Genomic DNA, 24,480 nt, shown 5'->3' with positions numbered 1-24,480 from the left:
ACTAATTGATTTATATAATTAAATTAAAAAAACTCTCGTTAAATAAAATCTCCTCTTACATCTTCGGTATCTGGCAATTCATGACCTTGCGCATCATGCTCATGTTCATGATCGTGCTCTGCAACTGCCATGCCTATAAATAATGCCGATAACATGGTAAATATGTATGCCTGTAAGAACGCAACCAATACTTCAATTAAAGTGATGAAAAATGATAACACTAAAGAAAGACCTGTTGCGCCAACAACACCTAAACTATTTTTTAAGGTGAACATAATTGCAATTAAACTCATCACTACAATATGTCCTGCTGAAATGTTTGCAAACAAACGCACCAACAATGAAAATGGCTTTATAATAAATGCTCCCGCTAATTCAATAATAGCCAAAACTGGCCTAATCAATACAGGTACTCCAGGCATCCAAAGTATGTGCATCCAATAATCTTTATTTCCACTAACGGTATATATAATTAAGGTAAAGATTGCCAAAGCAGCCGTTACTGCAAGTTGTCCTGTTACATTAAATCCAAAAGGCGTTAATCCTAATAAGTTCAAAATCCAGATAAAAAAGAATACCGTTAACAGGTAACCAGTGAATTTTCTATATTTCTTCTCCCCAATATTTGGACGTGCAATTTCATCTCTAACATATATAACCAATGGTTCTAAAACTCGACCAAAACCAGTTGGCACTTTCTTGCTTGTATACTGTTTTGCCAAAGAACTAAAAACAATCAACATAAAAAGACCCACCAATAAGATACCCATTACACTTTTAGTAATAGAAAAATCTAATACTTTATGTGCATTTGTAGCGTGATGTGTTTCGTCGAATTCAACTTGAGAAGCACCAGCCTCCAATTCATAAATCTTACTGTGAAGTTTTACAAAACTTGAACCATTACGCTCAACGACTACCTTACCATCATCATCATGATGAAAAGCAGAAGACATAAACGTTGCAAGACCATTACTTGACCATACGATTACAGGTAATGGGAAACCAACATGTTTACGCTCACCATTAGAGGTATACGAAAATAAATGAAAGTCATGAGCATCTTTAATGTGATGCGTAATGTAAGCATCTACCTCATCTTTAGTGTCTACCGAAAGGTTTTGATCCTCGTCAGACGATGCAAATCCTTGTAAGGAAAAACATATTACGAAAAGTAGTGCTGCCGTTTTCAATGTTTCTGAAACTTTCTTCATTATATCTTTTTCAAAAATTAAGCTCTTGAAATTTTGCGCAAAAGTAGTTATATTAACCTAATCTACGCAAATTTAGAGCTTTAAATTTTAGCTTTTTTGCCTCGCATTATTTTTGAAATGAAAATCACTTCAAGCAGCAAAAATACAATAACAGGAATTAATAGAGAAGCCCTGTAAAAACTGGACAACAAATTCTCTCCTAAAAGTTGTGGATAAAAGAGGACTGCGAAAACCACAATCTTAAAAACCAACAGTCCCATATATATAAATCCTAATTGCACAAAATACTTATCATATTGAGCAAGAATGACAAACGTTAGTAGTAAAATAAGGGAAAAACTAAAATGAAATAGATATGCTTTCTTAAGAAGTGGAATAAACAATTGATGTTCTTCCTCTAAAAGAAAAAGATGGGAAAAATAAGAAGTCGTGCCCACGAAAAGGAACACGACTATTATTATGAGAATATTTTTAAGCAATTGTCCTTATTTATTTAAGGTCATTACTTTTTTAATGACCAGATATATGGACAAAAATACGGCAAGTAAAGTAACTGTATCTTCTAAATATGTTTTTTCGAACTTAACATCTAACCATTCCCCTAAAAGATTGCCCAAGAAAATCGTAGCACCCATTTGAATGGCAATACCTGATAAGCTAGCAGCTGTTCTTAAAAGTTCGGACTTGTCATCACGAGGCTTTTGCGGTTTCATTACTGTTTGATGATTTAAATCCTGCTGTGTTGCCCGAGCCTTTCTTACCACCCATTGTACATGAAGCGTTGAAGGTCGCACCTGGTTCAACAGCTAATTTACTAACGGTTACCGTACCTTCGATAACTGCAGATGCCTTTAAAGATAATAGGTCAGATACTAAAAGCTCACCATTGAAGCTACCTTCAATATCTGCATTGACACATTCTACTTTACCATGTATATAGCCATCTTTACCAATAACTACTTTACCAGATGTTTTTACATTTCCATCTAATTTACCATCGATACGAAAATCTGCTTCGGAAATTATATCTCCTTTTATCTTGGTATTCTTTTCAATTCTGTTGGGTTGTCCTCCTATTTCATTCATAGCCTTAGGTTTTTGTCTGTCTGAAAACATTGTTCACGGTTTTGGGGTTAAAAGCGTATTTCTATAATCGATTATATTCTTATGTACCTGTATAATCTTATAGTTCTCGGATAAAACTACAAAATTCTCATCAGCAACTCGGTAATCCTTATTGTTTTTTAGAAGCTCAGCATAGCCAAGTGCAAAATCTTTTGATTTAAAGCCATGTACTACCACAAACTGATCTTCAAGATTGTAAATATCTTTAGAAACGCTGTTTTTATAACGAAGATCCTCGATGGACTTTTCTAATAATTCCATCAATTTTAAAGCCTTTTCGTTATTGTTTCTTTTGAAAGGAAAAACTACTTTCCAATTAGATGTTCCTTTAGAATCTGTTTCTGGAGAAAATTCTTTAGGCTCTAATTTAGGTAACTGCTCCGCTACCATTTGCTCTGCCTTTTTGCCTTCCGGATTATTCGGATACGTTAATGCAACATAATTAAGTGCTTCTTTAAACAGTTCGAAACCCTGAAGCCTACCAATGGCATTTGCCTTCAACATTTCAAACTTAGGAACAATTGGATCTCCTGTAAATCTATTGATGTTCTCCTCGGCGCCTGTAATCACCTGTAAAAATTGCTGGTCCTTAAATTTTTTGAATAAATTTTCATATCGCTTTTCAGGACTATCGGAATTATCGGCCAATACCGCTTGCGGATTCAATAAAATCTCAGCATACCTAGAATCTGAATGATTTGTAATGATATCATTCTTCATTGCATTTTTTAACGGACTGTCGACCTCTTCATAAATCTTATATAGATTGTATTTAGAGGGTAGAATCAATCGTTCTTCGGCATTCGAAGATAACACATCTTCTAGCTTACCTGCTGCCAATAAATTTTCGTTAAACTTCTCTTTATAAATCAATCCTAATTGATAATTAGCAAAATTACGCTCCGTCTTTAGGCTATCGATTACCGTTACATCAGTTGGTAAGCGATCCATATAATATTCGAGAGAAAATTTTTCGTCATCGCCAATCGTACGTAAACTATCAGTTATGCCAGTGGTATTTTGGGCAATATCATCTATAACATTCACTCTAGATTTGTCTGACCAACGCCAATCATCAGTTAACTCACGGTTACCCCATTTATTCTTAAAATCGTTTTGTCCGTAGCCTAAACTGGTAATATTATAAAAGTAGAACTTCCCTTTATTTTCCTTACCCCCCTTACTTTTATTAAAGGCGGCGAAACCATCAGTAATTCTATCTTTTTCCTTTTTCTCGGCTGCTTCTTTCTCTTTCTGCAAGTTTTCAATATACTTTCCAAAATAAGCCAATTGCTCATCTTTAGGCATTTTATATAGTGTTATGACACTATCTGCATATTGAACAATATCTTCATATTTTATTACATCTTCCAAGTTATCACGTTTCCTTTTAACGGAACGGAACTTTTTTGTATTATCATCAAGATTGGTAAGTACACTATCATAATATGCCCCTGCCGACTTGTAAATACTTTCATCAAAATTATACTCAGCCAAATTCTCATAATTGAGGGCATTCAATTTTGGTTTATTCTGTGTAGCCCTAAGCGATTTATTGAAATAAACCAACGCCAAACTATCTGATTCTTGCTCTAAATGAAATTCTGCCAACTGTCTGAAAATATTATCTAAAAAGGGTCTATTCTCCCTATTCAATTCCATTTCAGTCAAGTACTCTAAAACCTCTTCCTTGTTCTCGTTTGTAATTTTGGTATTCCTTAATTTTTGAATCTCAGCATTAATCATGTAGACTCTTGGCGATTTCCTATTTAAATCAATGACCTTATCAAATGCATAATTAGCGCTGTCTTTATAGCCTAATTGATTATAAAGCTGCCCAATGATATAGTAATACCTTCCCTTTTCAGGATTCTTTTTAGTGTAATGCGATGCGATTTTTAGGTTTTGAACTGCTGTATCTGGCGCATTAAGATTAATAAAAGCTTGAGCCATCATCGCTCTTGCATCAGCATACTCTTGATCCTTTAATTGCTCGAACTTCATTAAACGTTTAAGATTTTTTATTGCTAAATCTTCATTTTCTAAACGGATGTTCACTTTTTCTCGCCAAATATTGGCTTCGTTTAGTTTATCGCTTTCTGAATATTTATTTAAGATGTAATTAAATGATTCTAATGCAGGAATATAACGCTCGTCAAAATAACGTGCTTTACCTAAGAGAAGAAAAGCTTCATCTATTTCAGGGTTTCGTTCCTCATCCTTAATATCCATACTATGGCGCTGAATGGCCTTAGTAGCTTTTTCTTCTGCAATAAGAAAATTAGGGTTATTGTCTTCTGAATCAAGTTTTATCTCTCCGCTGACTTGTAAACGTTCTACCGGCAAAACTTCAAAATAATCGTCTTGGTAGGTGTCATTTAAGGTGTTACGGCCTTCTTCAAAGGCAATATTACCGTTATACAAGGTGTTGTATTTGGTATTCAACGCATGCCATTTGCGATTTATTAAGGCATCTTTTTTGGTAGAACATGCATTAAAGAGCATGCTGGCCAAAACACCGGATAAAATAAGTTTTTTTCTAAGGTTCAAAATAGATGATCTACGTATGTATGTTTAACTTAAAAACAGCCATATTATTATACGGTTCATCGGTAAAACGTGTTTTTATTTTTAAGTATTATACAGTAAAACAGGCTTTCACATCTCACAAATACCGACTATGTAGTTTGTTTCAATTCTAAACCAGTGTTAATAATTAAAATATTTAACGATAATCGATACAATTTTAAATTCATCGTCATTTAAAGATGTTTGAATATTTTATGTTACAAAAAAACCGACCAGATGGTCGGTTTCTTGATTTATGAATGAAAATGTGATTTCTCGATGAACTATAGTATTATTTTACCTATCAATGCATTTACCCTGCAAAAAACACCTCTAATTCTTTTAATGTTTCTGTAGAAGTTTGAATATCCTTTACTACCTCTCCCTTATTTAAAACTACAATACGTTCACATACTTCTGTTACATGAATAAGATCGTGACTAGAAACCAATACGGTAACATCTTGTTTTTCTGCTAGCTGCTTAATTATTTGCTTTAAACGTATTTGCGTAGTTGGATCTAAATTAGCGAAAGGTTCATCTAAAATAACCACTTTAGGATTTCCAATAAAAGAAGCTACGATACCCGCTTTTTTCTGGTTTCCTTTAGATAAATCTCTTAGGTACTTTTTCTGTCCTAAAATCTCTCCATGGAAAAAATCTTGATAAGAAGCCAATAAAGCATCTACATCTGCTTTGTTTTGCCCACGTAAGTCACCAATGAAGTAGAAATACTCTTCGGGAGTCAAATACCCAATCAAAAACGTTTCATCAATAAAAGAGGAAGTATATGGTTTCCATTCCTCGCTGGTGTTCACTTGAACTTCATTATTAATAATATGACCCGTTGTAGGCTGAATTAAATCGAGTAGAAGACTAAAAAGGGTCGTTTTACCCGCACCATTATTACCCACTAAACCAAAACTTTGTCCTGTAGGAATTGTTAATTCTCCAATATTTAAAACTATTTGAGAACCGTATTTTTTAGATAAATTTTCTATTGTAATCATATCTGAATATTCGAATTTGTAATTATAAAAACAATTAGCTGAGTACTACTCTTTTAACTTGCCTTTTCCTTGAAGCCGGCAATCATTCCATATTTTTTTCTTTTGTATTGTTCTGTAATTAAGTTCAACAAGTAATTCTTCATCGCAAAACCGATAACCCCTAAGACGGACAGTGCAATTACCGCTACTTGTAAGTTAAACACGTAATAAAATATGGAGAATAGTACAATCGGAACTACCAAAACAGGCAGCATAATTAGAAATTGGGTAGCGCTTGTGCCTTGCATATTCCCAAACGGACTCTGATCTAATTCGATTCGTTTTTTATTGAAAGACCCGAAATATAAAATGACCGGTATATTTACTCCTAAATTATACATCGCACACCCAAAATTAATGGCCAATGCCTCCCATCCAAAGTATACATAGGGTATAGTCAATAGAAACATAAATACTACACTAACGGTAATCAAGATTACTTTTGACTCTAGGTACTTACGCATAGGTATGTTCTGAGACATCATCATACTGTAATAGCTACTATCCCAAGCAGGAATAAACTGCCCGAAATTACTTAAGAAAATGCCTGTCATAAAAACACCAACAAAGGCTTTCATCGGCACCATACTACTATAAACGTCAACCGTATAAAACAGTAATCCATAAAAAACAAAAAGCAAAGAAATAAAGACTTGTGACTTGGTTCGTTTATTACGCCAAATCATTTTTAAATCGAGCTGTAAAAAGGATCCCATTTCCCCAAAACGCTTAGTCCACGTCAAATCTGAGGTATTGGCCTCTACCCTTTTCGCCTTTAAGGTGGCGTCTAAATAAATTTTATCCTTTAAAAACCGATAATTCACATAATAGATACCTACAGCCAAAGCAATTGGAATCAACACTGTTGCCGGATACGCATATAGTGCATGAAAGACAGGCGCGAAAAATTCTTTCACCGAAAAAACGTCAAAGTAATCCAGACCATATCCTATTGCAAGAATACTGGCGATACCAATTAGAACCTTTTCATTTTTATTGATCAATAGATTAACATAGTTAATACAAAGAACAATGGCCATAACTGCAACAACCCATAGCAGTACATTGAGTATTGGGTAATCATTAAACAAGAGCACTATGGCAAAAGGAACTACAAAAAATACTGTCAGCAAATTATAAATTGAAGCAGCTGATCTACCTAAAATGTAGTGAGCTATAGTGCTTTTCTTAACTGGTGTCGTCAAAAAAGGCTTAATATCCATAACCGGTAATTTTTGCATAAAATACCTTAGGAATAATTCAATTAAGATCCAGTAGATGAAATATTGACTAATACTCCACATGGGGCTCTGATCTGGGAATATCTCTTTTAAGATAAAGTACATTCCGGTCCCAAGACCGGCAAGTGAAAGGAGCATATAAACTCCGAAAAAGCCCATTACGATTTTTATACCGAGACTTTTGCCCAAATTGGAAGACCTAAAAAAAGATTTCCATTGTAATGAAGTAAATTGTCTGAACATACTGTGGTTGGTTTTGGTGTTCAGGGTATTGGTAAGATAAATCTTGGGTTTGTTACAAGACTGATCAAATTTATATTCCCAAATTTGACAAACCCATACATTTTGAAGCTACCTTTTCAGCGTAAAATGCCCTGTCATAACTTGATTATTGGCGTAGTTGTATTTGAACCAATAATCTGATTCAGGCAGCGATATTGCATTAGATTTACCATCCCATCCTTTGGAATCAGCACTCAACTGTTTCAAGAATTTTCCATACCTATCATAAATATAAAGTTGAGAACCTGGGTAGAGCTCCGAACCAATAATATTCCAATATTCATTGTTGCCATCGCCGTTTGGGGTGAAAAAACGTTGGTACCCAATGGCGATGATTTCTTCGGATAAAATTCTACATTCCTCCAAATCCCTAACATACACGGTGTATTTCCCTGGAAAAACTGTAAACGCATTACTTGCCTGATAATTTTCACCATCTACAGAATACTCAAAGGGCCCAGTACCGGTTGCCGTAACCGTAACATCTATTTGATCTGAAAATCCTTTGGTGTCCACCACTATACTTTCTGGTGCTCCAGAGGATACTACTTCAAATGTTTCTGAATTCTCGCAGGTTATTCCATTATTAGTCTGGGATACCGTTAATTGATATTCTCCAAGGTCTGTTACATCAAAAAATCTAGTTGTGCTTATTTCGGTTCCGTTAGCATTTTGCCAAAACCAACTCTCAAAATCACCTCCATCGATTACCAATGCGGGACTATCAGGACAAATGACATAGCGTTCTTCCAAAACCGTTTGTGGTAAAGGGTTTATACTAATTTCTAACGAAGTCAAAGCGTAACAACTTTCAAGACCTATTCTTTCCACACGAGCATAAAGTGTTTCTTGGCTTTGCGTATTAATATATGAATTTGCACTTAACTCATTTATGCTGTTTTCAGCATCCGATGGAGATGCATAAAAAGCTACTGTAAATTGGCTTGGGTCTTGATTGCCCAAAATTTCAGAGTTCTTTTGCGTAAGGTCTATGGTCTGGCTTCCTGTTTCGTTTATATCACAACCAATTATAGGCGTTGAAGCGAGCGCAAACGGTGTTTCAAAAACCTCCAAATCAAAACTACTTGTCACAAAACATGTCGTATTCATACTATTATCTAAACGATAAAAAAGCGTTTGTGGGTTGGCTGTGTTCTGATACGTTCCTGTTATTTCATTTTGAGCAAGAATAGCATCTGATAAGCTTTCGTAATAACGAATTGAAACATCGGTCGGATTTTGATTTCCTAAAATTTCATTGTTCTTTTCAGTCAGGTTAAAATCAAAAACTCCGTCATTATCATTATCACAAACAAGCCAGTCTGTAACCGTTTGTAATTGGGGCGTATCAAAAACATTAACCTCAAAAGAGGTCGTTGCATAGCAATTGACATCGGTAGCATTTGCCACCCGAACATAAATAGTTTGTTTATTAGCAACGCTATTGGTATAAGAAATGGGTAACGAATTTAAATTGCTCTCAGCATCAGTCATTGTAGCATAATAGCTAATGGATAAACTACTAGCACTCTGTGTGCCAATAATTTCCGGTTCAGTATCAGCAAGATTAAAGGTGGAATAACCATCATTGTTATCATCACAAATTTCCAAATTGCTTGGAATATTTGCCGTAACTCCTGGAGTTACGGCAATCATAAAACTTCCCGTTCTAAAACAGGTAGGATACGTACTGTTTTGGATCCGAACAAAGATTTCTTCCGTTGGTAATGTATTGGTATAGCTTACTGGTAACACATTCGTTCCAGTATCAGCATCGGTCTGAGAAGCAAAATATAATATTTCAAAGGTAGTTTCGTCTTGACCATTGAAAATCTCTATGTTTTTTAAGGAAAGGTCAAAAATGTACAGTCCATCGGTATCGTCATCACAGACTGTCCAATCGGTTATGATTTCTACAATAGGGGCTTCACGGGCTATGATATTGAATTGAGTCGTATCATAACATTGCTCATTGTTGGCATTGGATACCCTTACAAAGACTGGAGTTGTTCCATAATCAAACTGATGGATAGGTTCTAAAGGGTTTGTATTATTATCTGAATCGGCCTGACTTAAAAAATAATCAACTGTAAAAATTGTAGTGTCTTGAGTCGCTAAAACGGTAGGATTAAAAGAAGGCAAATCTATGTTGTAACTACCATAAGAGGTACAACCTACCAAGTCTCCCGGAGTGTTGGCAATTGGGGTTTCAAAAATGGTAATATCCTTGATTTCCGATGTGATTCCTGTTGCTGTGGTAACCTCAACAGTAACGGTATAATCGCCAGGATTAGCATAAACATGGGTAGGTACTTCCGTTGTTGCATTAATACCATCACCAAAATCCCATAAAATAGATGTTACTGGGTTTGAAACATCTAATGAGAATTCTGTTAAATCACCAAAACAAAGATTTTCTGCTTTTATACCTACGTAAAAATAGGAGGTTAAAAAGGGAGGCAAACCTAGTAAGCTTCTTCGAGAACCCAAAGAAATTCCCTGTTCCTCATAATTAGCTGCCAGTCCCAAAATATTTGGTTCATGTATAACATCTAGAAATTGACCACCATACCTTGCACAATAGATTTTACCATCTATGGCAAGTTGTATAGCCCCAAAAAAAGGTGTAGACGTATTAACCCCTCCCAAGCGAACTGCAGAGTTCACAATAGCATCATGCTCATAGTTACTAATATCAAATTGTAGAATACCTCCACGGGTACTTACATATAAAACCTTGCCGTTAGGTGAAAATTCCACTCCATAAGGTTCCATATCATACCAAGTATTATCAAAATAATCCTGTAAGGAAATTAAATCGCTAACTACACCCGTATTGGCATTAAACCTGAAAATTTCCATGACCCCCAGCGCTTCAGATGCACTGCCCAAAAAACGACCATCTGGCGATGCTTTTAAATACCCAACAGTTAAACGATTATTCAATTGAGGGGTAAATCCAATTGGTGTGGTAACGGGTGTCGGATTTACTCCGTTTTCATCTATCTGGTAACTATAAAAATTATTATTTTCCCAACCTTTAGTAACCACCCAAACAGATTCTCTATCAGCATGTTGTATAGCGGTTATCTTTTCTGAAACTTGAGCTTGTAATAAGATATTTTTTTGAGTGGTTATCCCTCCCAAACCGCTATCTAAATTTAGGTCTAAAATACTATATTGTAATCCGTTTGGCCCACCATAATCGTCTACGGTAAAAATATAAAAGATATTAGGTTCATCAGATTTGGGTATTATGATGGCCGCTTGCGTACTAGATGGATCACCATTGAGGCCCGTACCGTTGGGCATGGGTTGGTGGTTACGGTTCCAAACTGTAAGGCCATCGGTGTAAAATAATAGGTTACCGTTAGGATCAGATATGCTTGCACAACCTTCCCTTGTGTCTAAAGCACCATCGGTTAAAAGAACAGGTGCTCCGCTATTGAAGTCTAACCCGGCATTTCTACCAAAATACCAAATGGCCGCCTCCTTTTGGGCTGTGAGTAAATTAAAACATACTACTAAAAAACAAAAAGCTAATTTTTTCAAGAATTGGGTTTAGTGGTAAACGACCAAAAATAAAAAGTTTATTGAACCCGGTAGGTTAATTACTACAAAATGCAAAGTTTAATGCTAAAGTGCAACTTTAAGGGTTCTCTATTTTAGCTCAGTGACAACAAAAAACGTTGAGATATAGATTTTTTGACAAATGTCATATGATATCGCAAAAGCATTCTTAATTTTGTATTTCGATTTAAAGAAACGATCCTATGTCGCATTTTCACCCACTAACGGTAAAACATATTAAAAAATTAACGCCAACTTCTGTAGCGGTAACTTTCGCTATCCCAAAAGATTTGGCACAGACCTTTGCTTTTACGGCCGGTCAATATATCACCATCAAAAAAGAAATAAAGGGTAAAGAATTAAGGAGAGCCTATTCCATTAGTTCCTCACCAGAAAAAGATGGTATTACCATTGGTATTAAAAAAGTAGATAACGGAGGATTTTCTAACTACGCGAATAATAAACTACAAGTTGGTGATACCCTTGAAGTAATGGAGCCTGAAGGACGTTTCATTTACAAGCCCTCGAAAGAGGTTCAAAATATTGCTGCCTTTGTTGCTGGTAGTGGTATTACCCCTATAATGAGTATCGTAAAATCGGTTTTAGACAGTAATTCGAAGAATAAATTCGTACTTGTTTATGGTAATAAATCGTACGAAGAAACCATGTTCTATACTGATTTGGTGAAATTAGAGCTAGAATATCCCAATCGGTTTTTTGTATATTTCACGAATAGTCAAACCCGTGAAGACAAGGCCCTATTTGGTCGTATCGATACCTCAACGGTTAATTACGCTTTAAAGAATAAACACGCAGCTGTCGATTTTAATGCCTATTATCTATGTGGCCCAGAGGCTATGATCAACACGGTACGTGATACTCTTTTAGATAATGGTGTTGACAAGGATAAAATTCTCTTTGAACTTTTTACCCCAACCGAAATTAAAGAAGAACTGCCTATTCAAGTAGAAGGTTCAACTGCTATTACGGTGGTATTGGATGATGAGGAATTTCAATTTACCATGGATAAAAAAACCTTGGTCTTAGATGCTGTATTAAAAGAAAATATTGATGCCCCGTATTCTTGCCAGGGTGGTGTTTGCAGTAGTTGTATTGCCAAAGTAACCGAAGGAAAAGCCGAAATGGTGATGAATCAAATTTTAACGGATAAAGAAATAGCCGACGGATTTATTCTTACCTGCCAAGCGCATCCTACGACACCTACTTTAAAAATAGACTATGATGATGTATAAATTGTCGCATGAAAAAGATACATATCTTTCTAATTTGTTGGTTTTAGAACTTATTTAGTACCTGATTGGTTTTATAGAACTTTTTCGAATGTTCTAACTGCCGTTTCGTACCCAATGGCATAGGCCTTTTCTATTCCTCTACGGTCTAATATACCAATGTGCTCCAATTCTTGCGGTTCAATAATCAAATTACAACTATTGATTTTCTCTCTGTTAATAGCATAAATCATAAGCCCCGTAACTCTGCCAGTCAATTGAAAGGAATTATTAAGATGTTTTTTCTCTAATTTAGAAACGATAGATACATTACTCCCAATCATAAAGTCAACCTTCTTTTTTACAGGTTCTGAAGGAAAATTGTTCATAATACCACCATCGGCATGTAAAGCACCGTTATAATGAACCGGACTAAAAACTGGTGGTAATGCTGCAGAAGCCAGAAGCGGAAGTATTAACTCCCCTTTATTTATAAAAATTTCTTCGCCTTCTTCTAAATTCGTTGCCACAATATGCAGGTCTTTCGCCAAAGCGGAAAAATTGTCTTCAGGAAAATATTCTTGAAATGCGCCAATAAACCGTTCGGTATTTATTAGGCCAGGTTTAGCAACAGCAAAATAATTGTATTTGAACAAAGGTGTATCCTTGAAAAAATGAAGCATGTCTTCTATTGACTTATCGGCTGAATATAGTGCTCCTACTAAAGCACCCACACTACTACCAGCCACAACTGTTGCCTCTATGCCAAACTCTTGCATGGCTTTGATAACTCCGATATGAGCCATACCACGGACTCCACCGCCTGAAAGCACTAAACCTATGGACTTTGAACGTGTTTGCATCTATCTAGAATTGATTTCAAAAAAAATGCCGCACCGATAATATTATCTGCACGGCATAAAATTAAGTATAATCAAGGACTATGAATCCAATCCGAAGGCATAATAATATTTAGTGCCATCTTCGTAGATACCTTCTATCATAACACCACCTTTTTTACCCTCAAGAATATCGGCTACGTCGTCAATATTTTTAACTCGTTTACCATCAATATGAGTAATGATAAAACCTTCACGCATTTGGGTTTCTTTTTTTATTTTTCCAGGATATAATTTTGACACTTGAACACCGCCGTCTAAACCGAATTTCTTAGCTAACTCTTTGTTCACATTTTCAAAATCAGCACCTAAAAGGTTAAAAACTTCTTTCTCTTCCTTTTTAATGATGCTCGTACCACCCTCAGAATTTTTAAGTTCAACCTCTAGCTCTTTCTCCTTACCATTTCTATTAACAACAATGGCAACTTTATCACCAGGTCTTTTACCCGCAATGATTTCTTGAAGTCTTGGCGAAGTACCTGTTTCCTTTCCATTCACACTAACAATGATATCACCAGATTCAATACCTGCCATATCTGCACCACTGTCTTCACCTACTTGCTCTACCCAAACTCCTTTGGTAAACGCAACATCTTTCTCTTTGGCCAAGTTTCCATCCATTGTTCTAATAGTAACACCCAACATACCACGTTGTACATTTCCATATTTCAAAAGATCTTCCACCACTTTAGTGACGATATTACTCGGTACGGCAAAACCATAGCCAGTATATGTACCTGTTGTACTCGCAATAGCCGTATTGATTCCTACTAAATTACCATCAAGATTTACTAAAGCACCACCGCTATTACCAGGATTAATGGCTGCATCGGTCTGTATAAAACTTTCAACGGCAAACTTGTCTGTATTGATATGGATACTTCTTGCCTTGGCACTAACAATACCTGCAGTGACCGTAGAGTTTAAACCTAAAGGGTTACCAACTGCCAACACCCATTCACCTACTTCAACATCATCAGAATTTACTAAGGCCATTGTTTTAAGATTATCGGCATTAATTTGTAACAATGCTAAATCTGTAGTTGGGTCTGTTCCTATGACGGTCGCTTTATAAGATTGGTTGTTATATAAAGTAACCTCAACCTCATCTGCATTATCAATAACATGATTATTAGTAACGATGTACCCTTTGTCATTTATAATAACCCCAGATCCTGTACCAACCCTAGGTCGTGACTGCATACCGTTTGGAGACTGCCCTTTAAACATGTCTCCAAAAAATTCTTTAAAAGGGTCTGGTAATTCACGTGCACCTTGGTCTCCGTAAGAAGCACCTGTTTGCGTAGATTTAATATGTACCACTGCATCTAAAACTTTTTCAGATGTCTCAGTGAAATCTAAAGGCCTAATATTTCCCTCATTGTCGGCAGTATAGAGGACATGACTACCAGGAACCGTATCAACAACCGTCACACCAACATCATCTTTTGTAGTTTGTTTGTTAAATTCAAGAACCCCGTAACTTACTACTAGAGCAATAATCGCTGAGAAGAGATAAATCTTCCAAGCGCTTTTGTTATTTGTGTCTGATTTCATAATTACTATTTTTTTTAATTCTTCTAGTGGCCTAATTGCAATAGCTGTGCCAGTGCTAGATTCGCAAATGCTAATAATTTTTTAAAATTGATTGAAATTTTAAGGGAATTTTTAGACTAACCAGTCTGTAAGGTGAAAATTACGCCCTTAAATTAGCTAAAAATGTACTTATGGACAGATTTAAGTGTTTGTTTATATGGGAAGCAGCTATTTAATATCGCATTTTGAACCTTAAAAACCGACTGATTAGTTTAAACTGACATTTTGACTTAAAGTAATAAGCTTCGGATACTTAAATTTTGATTTTTATATATACTAAGAAAACCTTTGCTATTTTTTTACGTAAATTTATTAACGAGAAAGAAAATTTGAATTGAATTCACAGGGTACAACTGCTATTTTGGTTTTTGCCAATTCCGCCAAGGAAGATTTGGCTATTAAGTCCATTCCTAAAGGTGAGCAATTATTCCACCATCTAACTAGGACCACTCTTAAGAAAGCTCAAAACACAGGTTTACCTGTTTTTCACTTTTCAGACAAAGATCAAGTTGGCGCTACTTTTGGTGAGCGTTTTACAAATGCCATAGCAAATGTTTTTGACAAAGGGTTTTCTAGAATTATTACCATAGGTAACGATACTCCTCATTTAAAAACCCAACACCTTAAACATACAGCCAAGCAATTATCATTGGGCAAGACCGTAATTGGTCCTTCTAATGACGGAGGTTTCTACTTGTTGGGCTTACAAAAATCTAATTTTGATGTTAGTGGTTTTCATAACCTTCCTTGGCAACGTTTTAGCCTATACCATCAAATATCATTATGGCTAAGAAAAGAGTCATCAGAATTAATTAAACTACCTGTTCTACAAGATTTGGACAACGAAAAGGATTTACAGACCATATTATCGTTTTCCAGAAGTCTATCATCAATCTTATTACTGTTGATTATACGGTTATTAAGAATAAAAAGAAGTCTAAACTACACCAACCAGAACTTCTTATGTCTGTTTCCTGACAGATTCATGTTCAATAAAGGTTCTCCTGAAGTTTTATTTGTTTAAATCCGACCCAACCCATTATTGGGTAATTGTAAAACTCAGTTCAAAAGCTATTTATGAAACACATTTTTATGGTGTTGACTATGTTTATGATAACAATAGTCAGTGCTCAAGAAACCATAACAGGTATTGTTACCGATACCGATGGAAATTCAATTCCGTATGTAAACATTGTATTGTCTGGTACTTTGACCGGATCTACGACCAATGAAAACGGTATGTATTCAATAGATGTACCTAGCCTTTCAGGTGCTATTGAATTTTCGGTTTTAGGATATCAATCTAAATTAGTACCTATAAACAATCGCAATACTATTAATGTCACCCTTGAAGATTCATCTGAAATTTTAGATGAAGTGGTATTGACCGCATTAGGATTTAAAAGAGAAACTAAAGAATTAGGCTATGTTGTACAGAGCTTGGATGCCAAAGGTGTTACGGAAGTAAAATCAGTAAACTTCTTGGACAACCTTTCGGGTAAATTAGCTGGCGTAACCATTAATCAAGGTGCTACTGGCGTAGGTTCCTCATCAAAAATTACTATTCGTGGAGAAGCATCTTTTTCCAATAACAATCCGTTATTTATTGTGGATGGAGTGCCCATTAATAACAACTCAGTCTTTAATTTCACCAACGAGGCTGCTGCCGGGTTTCAAGAAATAGATTTCGGTAACGGTGCCATGGAGGTAAACCCTGATGATATTGAAGAGGTTTCCGTTTTAAAAGGGCCAAGTGCCGCAGCACTTTATGGAACAAGAGCATCTAACGGTGTTATTATAATTGAGACAAAAAGCGGTAAAAACACTAAAGGATTGGGAGTTAGTTATAATACCAGCTTTTTTGTGGATTCAGCCTTTCAATTGCCCGATTTTCAAAATGAATACGGACAAGGTAATTCTGGAGAGTTTGCTTTTGTAGATGGATTAGGCGGAGGAACAAATGATTTAATAACCTATAGTTGGGGTCCTCGTTTAGATGTAGGCAATCTAATTCCACAATATGATAGTCCCGTTACTCTGGCGGATGGAAGTGTAGTACGTGGTGGAGATACTGCCTTATACAGTAGTATTCCTATTACTCCTACAGAATTTAAGTCAAATCCAGATAATTTGAAAAATTTCTATGAAACCGGAACTACCTTAATAAACAACATTGCAATTTCCTCTGGATTTGATAAAGGGAACTATCGCCTTTCATTTACCGATTTGCGAAGTGAATCTATTATTCCTGGTGTTAATTTAGATAGACAAACCATAAATACTCGACTAAATTTTCTGCCAATTGATAAATTACGCATCAATTCATCTATTAGTTATATTAATTCTAATAGTGATAACCGCCCTTCTAATGGCTACGGTTCTGAAAATGTCAATTACTCCTTAGTCGCCTGGGGACCACGTTCATTGAATATTAATAACCTTAAAAATTATTGGCAACCTGGTCTTGAAGGTGTACAACAATATTCATTTAATTACACCTATTTTGATAACCCCTATTTCATACTCTACGAGAACAGGAATTCATTTAATAGAGACCGGGTTTTTGGTAATATATCTGCTACCTATGATATTACAGACTACATAACAGTATCGTTTAGAACAGGTATGGATTACTCAAGTGAACTACGCCAATTGCGCAGGGCATACAGTTCAAATCGTTTTAAAAACGGTGGTTATGCAGAACATGATGTTTTCTTTAGGGAAGTAAACACCGACTTTCTTTTGAATTACGCCAATCAATTTAATGACATAAGTTTCGATATTTCTTTGGGGGGAAACAGATTGGACCAAAAGGCATTTACCTCTCAATCACAAACAACAAGTTTAGCGCAACCAGGAATTTTCAGATTATCCAATGCCGCTTCGCCAGTTGAAGTATTCGAGTTTGAATCGAACAAGCGCATCAATAGTTTTTACGGGTTAGCAAAATTCGGGTACAAAGATTTCCTTTTCTTGGATATCACAGGAAGAAACGATTGGTCTAGTGCATTGGCAACCCCCTTTTCAGTTGACAATACTTCGTTTTTTTATCCATCGGTATCCAGTAGTTTTATTCTATCTGAAGTTGTTGATTTACCAAAAACTATATCATTTGCAAAACTAAGAGCCAGTTGGGCGCAAGTGGGCAATGATACTAATCCGTACCAGACCACGGGAGCCTTTGTAGCTCAGACACCATATAACGGTCAACCTACATTTAGTAATTCTAACATTATTGCAAATCCTAATTTGCAGCCCGAACGTACCTCATCTTTTGAAGTAGGTGCAGATATTCGCTTATTCGGCGATCAATTTCGTTTTGATGTATCCTATTACAACGCATTAACAAAAGACCAAATAATTTCATTGCCCATTGGCATTTCATCTGGGTATACCCAACAGGTGGTTAATGGCGGAGAAGTTCGGTCAAAAGGGTTAGAAATTATTCTAGGTATATCGCCCGTGCTTAGTGAAAATCTAAAATGGAACAGTACCTTAAATTTTAGCACCAACCGATCTACCGTAGAAAGCTTACCTCAAGAAGATGGTCGACTAACATTGGCTTATTCTCGTATTTATGACAGTCAAAACCAAACGGTATTTTTTCAAGTTGAAGAAGGTGGCCGTGTAGGTGATATGTACGGTACAGGTTATTTAAAAAATGATAACGGAGAATTCATCTTAACCGAAGAAGGGCGATATATACCTAATAATGACCTACAAAAACTAGGGAATTATAATCCTGATTTTATGTTAGGTTTCAATAATCAATTCAATTACAAAAACTGGAATTTAGGTTTTCTATTCGATTGGCGACAAGGTGGCATAATTGTATCAAGAACTAAGGCATTGGGTAATGTAGGTGGTCAATTGGCAGAAACCGCTTTTAGACCAGAATCTGGCATTGTTCCGGCAGGTGTCGTAAATACTGGTACAGAAGAAAACCCAGTGTACACCACCAATACTGTAGCTGTTTCAGCTGAAAGTTACTATAGGCAATATTATGACAGAAACCACGAGGAAAACAATACCTACGATGCCTCTTTTCTAAAACTGCGTCAATTATCTATTGGCTATACCTTCGATAACCTCAGCTTATTCAATCAAGATGCCACGTTGAATGTATCCCTAATCGGTAAAAACCTATTTGCTATCACCGAAAATCCGCATTTTGATCCTGAACAACTCGCTGTACAAGGTCAAGGTTTTATTAGTGGTGTTGAGGATATGTCGTATGCCACGACCAGAAGTATCGGTTTTAAAGCCGGATTTAATTTTTAAGAATATGACAATGAAATATGTATATAGTATAGTAATCTTATTATTGGTCGTTGGTTGTACTAAAGATTTTGAAGAAATAAACACAAATTCAAATTCACCTGTTACCGTGCAACCAAGCCTATTGCTTAGGCAAGTAATCTATGATTATGGTGAACAAATGTCTTATGAAGGTTTTACGGCGGGGAACTTGCTTGGGCAATACAGTACAGCCCTTGATTTTAACCTGTTTGACAGGCATGATTTAAAATCTCCGCAATTAGGAGGTAATCCGTGGCCAATATTCTATCAAAATTTAAGGGACAATGAAATCATTTTGAATTTGTCTCAAGAAAATACTGCCTTTGCGGTATATGAAGGTCCCGCCAGAATAATGAAGGCATATATGGCAGCAGCGTTGACAGATTTGTTTGGAGATGTCCCCTATTCTGAAGCATTTAAGGGTGATACAGAAACCGTTACTCCTGTCTATGATTCTCAAGAATCTATTTATATGGATGAAGGTGGCATATTGGACAATCTTGCTAAGGGAATAGCGGCTATGGAAAATTATACCGGTACCATTTCATTAGAAGGAGATATTTTATTCAATGGGGATTTAGCGGGATGGATACGTTTTGCAAATTCACTGAAAATTAAATTCCTCGTGCGTATTTCAGCGAAGGTCGATGTTGCTGCACAATTACAGACAATTTTATCCGAAGGAAATTTTATAGATGAAAATTCAGAAAACGCCATTTTCAATTTTACCGATGGTGAACCGAATAATTTTAGACTGGCCAGACTTCGAATCGGAGATTTTAATAATTATGTATTATCTGAAACGATGGATGAAATATTGACCGATCTAAATGATCCGCGAATTGAACGATTATATCGACCGTTAGGTAATACCACCACTAATGAATTCAACGGACTCTTAAACGGTATTGATGCCTCAACAGGTGTTTCCGTGGCAGATTATTCATTATTAGGTGCCATTTTTAGAGAAAATACAGGGCTTTTAGACGCTAATTTTATGACCAGTATGGAAACACATTTCTTATTGGCAGAAGCAGCTCAAAAAGGCTTGATAACTGGTGATACCGAAACACTATACAATACAGGGGTAACTCAAGCTTTTGCGTATTGGCAAGTAGAAATACCCGAAACTTATTTAAGCGCAGAAGGTGCTTTAAGTAATGGTAATGCATTAGAAAATATCATTACCCAAAAATGGATTTCCAATATGATAAATGGATATGAAGGTTGGGTAGAATACAGAAGAACCGGTTTTCCACAATTGAAAACAATTTCTGCTAGCTTAAACAACAATTTAATTCCTATTCGTATGCCCTATCCTTCAGAAGAAGAAGCTTTGAATAGTGTCAATTATGCAGCTGCCGCAAGTCAAACAGATGGCAATAGCATAAATGTTCCAGTTTGGTGGGATAAATAGTTAGGAAATTATTAATTCGGTACGGTCGAAAGCGGCAGGATACCTTGAATTATAGTAATTAATAGAATTAAATGACTGAAGTAAAAATTTGGCAATGGAGTTTAATTATAGCATCAAGTTTGGTGCTGTTCTTACTTTCCCCATGGGCAAAAGACACGAATCAGTTTTTTAAGGCAGTTCAAAAAAAGAAAGCGCCCAACACGTTTATGCTAATGGGCAGTTTGATCATCTCATGGATATTTGCGAAGAGTATTACGAACGCCGCAAATTTAGGCTTAGACTTTGGTATTGTTGGTGGGGTTGCATATGCAGGGTACTACCTATCCTTTGCCGTAGCTGGTTTGGTAATATATAGAATGCGTTTACATGGAAAGTACACAAGCATACACCATTTTCTATCGAGTAAATTCGGAAAATCTGCTGTTACTATATTCTCTATTTTGATTGCCATTCGTTTATTTAACGAGGTATGGAGTAATACCATGGTCATTGGTTCCTATTTTGGACCTGAAGGCACATCGTCGTATTATTGGTCCATTTTAGTATTTACAGGGTTGACATTGGCTTATGTCTTAAAAGGAGGCATGAGTAGTTCTATATTTACCGATGTTATCCAAATGGGACTCTTCTCTATTCTTTTAGCGGTAATATTGTTCACTATTTTTGGCAATACAACATCAACAACTGTTACAGAGGTAGTAAATTCAGGAATCTGGTCGTTCGAAACCGGATTGAATTTATTGTTTGCGGCATTATTACAATCTTTCAGTTATCCTTTTCATGATCCTGTTTTAACTGATCGCGGATTTATTAGTAGTCCTAAAATCACATTGAAAAGTTTTCTATGGGCAAGTATTCTAGGAGCAATATGCATTATACTATTTAGTTCCATTGGTGTTTATGCACAATCACAAGGTATGCAAGGGCAGGCTGCTGTAGAAGTGGGAAAAGCTTTTGGTATTATTATCTTGTTGGTCATTAATTTCGTAATGATAACATCTGCGGCATCTACACTAGATTCTACCTTTTCATCCTTTTCAAAACTAGTGGCTATTGACTTAAAATTTGGAACGTCACTTAAGTTTGGCAGATGGTCAATGGTGGTAATTGCAATTTTAGGCACTATACCTGTATTCTTAAATGCAGAAATACTGTCGGCCACAACTATTAGTGGCACTATGGTTATTGGCTTGACGCCTGTTTTTCTTTTTTGGAGAGGGAAGGCTCCCAAAATAAGTTTTCATTTAAGTGTGTTTAGTGGATTATTCTTCGGTTTCCTTTTGATTTTCAATTGGTTTCCACAAGCACTTATTTTTACGACAGGAAAGTATGCCGATTTACTTTGGATTAATTTTTGGGGCATCATTTGTTGCCTATTCGTTTATATAATACCTACATGGATAAAGAAATAAAACATATTGGCACTAAAAGCGGAAAACTGTTGCTTTTCGGAGGTGTATATAGCAACCTTCAAGCTTTAGAGAAGCTCATTTCCATTACTAAAGAAGCTGGGATAAAACCAGAAAACTGTATCAGTACTGGAGATATTACTGGATACTGTGCGCAGCCCGAAGAAACCGTTCAATTGTTTCAAAAATGGGGAGCTTTAAGTATTGCAGGTAATGTAGAATTACAATTGGCGAATGATAGTGAAGACTGTGGCTGTGATTTTAAAAGTGGTAGTAGATGTGACGATTTTTCAAAAATGTGGTTTCCCTATACCAAAGGTCATTTGTCGCAACAATCATTAGATTGGATGAAGGAAATTCCGGAGTACATCAGTTTTGATTATGGTGGTAAAAAAGTTACCGTTGTCCATGGAAATTATGGGAATACCTCTGAATTCATATTTGCATCAAACGCGACAGAAAGTAAAGAACGCAGCTTTATAGATACTATAAGTGATATCATAATTGCGGGTCATTGTGGTTTGCCCTTTCATCAGACCTTCAATGATAAGCTTTGGTTAAACCCAGGTGTTATAGGTATGCCGGCAAATGATGGTACGGCTAGGGTTTGGTATATGATTCTCGATATAGTTGACGGTCAAGTAACCTACACTCATCATTCCTTTGAATACGAGGTAGAAACTGCACAAAAATTAATGTACAAAAACCATTTGCCTGAAGCCTACGGAGACACACTTATTTCAGGTATTTGGGACAACATGGAAATTCTCCCAGAAGTGGAAAAAATGGGACAAGGAATTCCGATTTATTTTAACCAAGAGCAAAACGACTTAATAAAAACTAAAACTCAGAAAAAGATGGCAGATACGTATTATGACCCGGCAGATTTAAGAAAATTTGGAAAGATTACTGAATGGAGCGAAGAATTAGGAACTAAATTTTTCGACTATTATAGTAAGGTTTTCGAAGAAGGTGCACTAAGTGCAAGAGAAAAGTCACTAATTGCTTTAGCGGTATCCCATGTTGTTAAATGTCCTTATTGTATTGACGCCTATACAAAAGACGGATTACAGAAAGGAATTACGAAGGAAGAAATGATGGAGGCTGTTCATGTAGGTGCTGCTATTGAAAGTGGAGCGACACTGGTTCATGGCGTACAAATGATGAATAAGTACAACAAATTGTCAATGTAGTTTGGTTGATAATTGTTCGTTGTCGATTATTAGATAATTTAAAAATCGACATAGAACCATTTACAAAACGAGAATAAAATAGAAATTGCTATCTATTAAAAAGAAATTAATACAGGTTGAACGGTTTATGAATTCGTAATAACACTTATGAACTACAAACAACCAACAACCAACAACTAAAAAAGAATGGCTACAAAATCATTAAAAGCGAAAGGGAACGATTTAGCAGTTTCCAATAAGCAGTTAGAAATATTGAACGGAGGAATCTTTGCCGATGGAGAGCTTCCATATTTTAAGGATAAGATTGCTCAGATAGGCCACTTTCCACTACGCCCTAAAAAGTTGGAAATACTACAAATCAATGTGGGATACATGTGTAACCAAGTATGTGAGCATTGCCACGTAGATGCAGGTCCGGATCGTAAGGAAATAATGACTCGTGAAACTATGATGCAGTGTTTAGAGGTCATAAAAAATACAGGAGCCCATACTCTAGATTTAACTGGTGGAGCACCAGAAATGAATCCTGATTTTAGATGGTTTGTTGAGGAGGCTGCAAAAGCAGGAATAAAGGATTTTATCGTACGTTCTAACCTTACCATTATTAGAGCAAATAAGAAATATTATGATTTGCCAGATTTCTTCAAGAAACACAATGTGCACGTAATTTCTTCTATGCCACATTATACCAGAGGAAAAACAGATAAGCAACGAGGTGATGGGGTTTTTGATAAATCGATTAAAGCGTTACAAGAACTGAATGAAAGAGGGTACGGCTTACCTGGCAGTAGCTTACGATTAGACTTAGTATATAACCCATCAGGGGCATATTTGCCAGGAGACCAAGCGGCAATGGAAAAGGATTTCAAAAAAGCCCTTAAAGAAGATTTTGATATTCAATTTCATAGTTTGTTCGCTATAACGAACCTGCCTATAGCACGATTTTTAGATTATCTAATCGCCTCAGAGAATTATGAAGATTATATGTATGCTTTGGTAGAAGCCTATAATCCTTCAGCAGTAGCAAATGTAATGTGTACCAATACGATTTCAATCAGTTGGGATGGATGGCTATATGATTGCGACTTTAATCAAATGTTAGATTTAAAAGTTGCTAGTAAAGTGAAGCATATTAAAGATTACAATGAAGATTTATTAAACGATAGAAACATCATTATCTCACAGCATTGTTATGGTTGTACGGCAGGCGCAGGTAGCAGTTGTCAAGGAACGGTAGCATAAGTATGAATTTTAGGTCTCCATTTTATTTGTCTAGTTCTTCCCCTATTATGTTATAAGAGATATTAGAATTAAACCGTTCAGTGCTGAGCACAGAGCGGTTTAATATTTAGTTATAAATTGTCATAAGTGTTATACATCTTCAATCACG

At 35.9% G+C, this 24,480-nt stretch carries 17 protein-coding genes and 1 pseudogene; 8 read left to right on the top strand and 10 right to left on the bottom strand.

Features of this window, described 5'->3' with window-relative positions:
* Window positions 1-38: 38 nt before the first annotated feature.
* The 8 genes from atpB to BMY56_RS13415 form a co-directional block, all read right to left on the bottom strand.
* Window positions 39-1,214 (bottom strand): F0F1 ATP synthase subunit A, encoded by a 1,176-nt coding sequence (gene atpB / locus BMY56_RS13450; RefSeq protein ID WP_091625214.1) that lies wholly within the window; start codon window positions 1,212-1,214, stop codon window positions 39-41.
* 80 nt (window positions 1,215-1,294) lie between these two features.
* On the bottom strand, window positions 1,295-1,693 hold the full coding sequence (locus BMY56_RS19135) for a DUF6168 family protein (RefSeq protein ID WP_394332504.1): 399 nt from the start codon (window positions 1,691-1,693) through the stop codon (window positions 1,295-1,297).
* Between the two features lie 6 nt (window positions 1,694-1,699).
* Window positions 1,700-1,927: an AtpZ/AtpI family protein gene (locus tag BMY56_RS13440; RefSeq protein WP_091625208.1), complete on the bottom strand. Its 228-nt coding sequence runs from the start codon at window positions 1,925-1,927 to the stop codon at window positions 1,700-1,702.
* Window positions 1,905-2,330, bottom strand: a complete 426-nt coding sequence (locus BMY56_RS13435; protein ID WP_091625205.1) for a bactofilin family protein — start codon at window positions 2,328-2,330, stop codon at window positions 1,905-1,907. The genes BMY56_RS13440 and BMY56_RS13435 overlap by 23 nt, the downstream gene beginning before the upstream one ends.
* 3 nt (window positions 2,331-2,333) lie before the next feature.
* Window positions 2,334-4,889 (bottom strand): type IX secretion system periplasmic lipoprotein PorW/SprE, encoded by a 2,556-nt coding sequence (gene porW, locus BMY56_RS13430; RefSeq protein ID WP_091625203.1) that lies wholly within the window; start codon window positions 4,887-4,889, stop codon window positions 2,334-2,336.
* 331 nt (window positions 4,890-5,220) lie between these two features.
* A complete protein-coding gene (locus tag BMY56_RS13425) occupies window positions 5,221-5,916 on the bottom strand; it encodes an ABC transporter ATP-binding protein (protein WP_091625200.1) in 696 nt (231 codons plus the stop codon).
* Window positions 5,917-5,969: 53 nt separating this feature from the next.
* On the bottom strand, window positions 5,970-7,439 hold the full coding sequence (locus BMY56_RS13420; protein ID WP_091625198.1) for a DUF5687 family protein: 1,470 nt from the start codon (window positions 7,437-7,439) through the stop codon (window positions 5,970-5,972).
* Window positions 7,440-7,547: 108 nt separating this feature from the next.
* On the bottom strand, window positions 7,548-11,030 hold the full coding sequence (locus BMY56_RS13415; RefSeq protein WP_091625195.1) for a T9SS type B sorting domain-containing protein: 3,483 nt from the start codon (window positions 11,028-11,030) through the stop codon (window positions 7,548-7,550).
* Between the two features lie 221 nt (window positions 11,031-11,251).
* Here BMY56_RS13415 and BMY56_RS13410 point away from each other — a divergent pair, with 221 nt between their 5' ends.
* Window positions 11,252-12,301, top strand: a complete 1,050-nt coding sequence (locus BMY56_RS13410) for a ferredoxin--NADP reductase (RefSeq protein ID WP_091625192.1) — start codon at window positions 11,252-11,254, stop codon at window positions 12,299-12,301.
* Window positions 12,302-12,372: 71 nt separating this feature from the next.
* On the opposite strand, the gene BMY56_RS13405 is transcribed toward BMY56_RS13410, so the two are convergent.
* Window positions 12,373-13,140, bottom strand: a complete 768-nt coding sequence (locus tag BMY56_RS13405) for a patatin-like phospholipase family protein (RefSeq protein ID WP_091625190.1) — start codon at window positions 13,138-13,140, stop codon at window positions 12,373-12,375.
* A gap of 78 nt (window positions 13,141-13,218) precedes the next feature.
* Window positions 13,219-14,733, bottom strand: a complete 1,515-nt coding sequence (locus BMY56_RS13400) for a Do family serine endopeptidase (RefSeq protein WP_091625187.1) — start codon at window positions 14,731-14,733, stop codon at window positions 13,219-13,221.
* A gap of 373 nt (window positions 14,734-15,106) precedes the next feature.
* Between BMY56_RS13400 and BMY56_RS13395 the strand changes: the two genes are divergently transcribed.
* The 7 genes and pseudogenes from BMY56_RS13395 (at window position 15,107) to arsS (ending at window position 24,332) form a co-directional block, all read left to right on the top strand.
* Window positions 15,107-15,796, top strand: coding sequence for a TIGR04282 family arsenosugar biosynthesis glycosyltransferase (locus BMY56_RS13395; protein ID WP_091625184.1), 690 nt, complete (start codon window positions 15,107-15,109; stop codon window positions 15,794-15,796).
* A 53-nt stretch (window positions 15,797-15,849) separates the two neighbouring features.
* Complete coding sequence (locus BMY56_RS13390; RefSeq protein ID WP_091625182.1) at window positions 15,850-19,053, top strand: SusC/RagA family TonB-linked outer membrane protein; 3,204 nt, start codon at window positions 15,850-15,852, stop codon at window positions 19,051-19,053.
* A gap of 10 nt (window positions 19,054-19,063) precedes the next feature.
* Window positions 19,064-20,488 carry a SusD/RagB family nutrient-binding outer membrane lipoprotein gene (locus BMY56_RS13385; RefSeq protein ID WP_091625519.1) on the top strand — a complete coding sequence of 475 codons (1,425 nt, stop codon included), beginning with the start codon at window positions 19,064-19,066 and terminating at the stop codon, window positions 20,486-20,488.
* A gap of 71 nt (window positions 20,489-20,559) precedes the next feature.
* Entirely contained in the window at window positions 20,560-21,900 is a 1,341-nt protein-coding gene (locus BMY56_RS13380; RefSeq protein WP_091625179.1) for an SLC5/6 family protein, read from the top strand.
* A pseudogene (locus tag BMY56_RS13375) lies at window positions 21,885-22,517 on the top strand (metallophosphoesterase family protein); the annotation flags it as partial. The gene BMY56_RS13380 and the pseudogene BMY56_RS13375, both read left to right, overlap by 16 nt.
* Window positions 22,518-22,754: 237 nt before the next feature.
* Window positions 22,755-23,090, top strand: coding sequence for an arsenosugar biosynthesis-associated peroxidase-like protein (locus BMY56_RS13370; RefSeq protein WP_091625516.1), 336 nt, complete (start codon window positions 22,755-22,757; stop codon window positions 23,088-23,090).
* Window positions 23,091-23,276: 186 nt separating this feature from the next.
* Complete coding sequence (arsS, locus tag BMY56_RS13365) at window positions 23,277-24,332, top strand: arsenosugar biosynthesis radical SAM (seleno)protein ArsS (protein WP_091625177.1); 1,056 nt, start codon at window positions 23,277-23,279, stop codon at window positions 24,330-24,332.
* Window positions 24,333-24,480 lie beyond the last annotated feature (148 nt).

This window comes from Maribacter orientalis (genome assembly GCF_900109345.1).
Taxonomy (GTDB): domain Bacteria; phylum Bacteroidota; class Bacteroidia; order Flavobacteriales; family Flavobacteriaceae; genus Maribacter; species Maribacter orientalis.
This window is presented reverse-complemented; position numbering and strand designations above follow the sequence as displayed.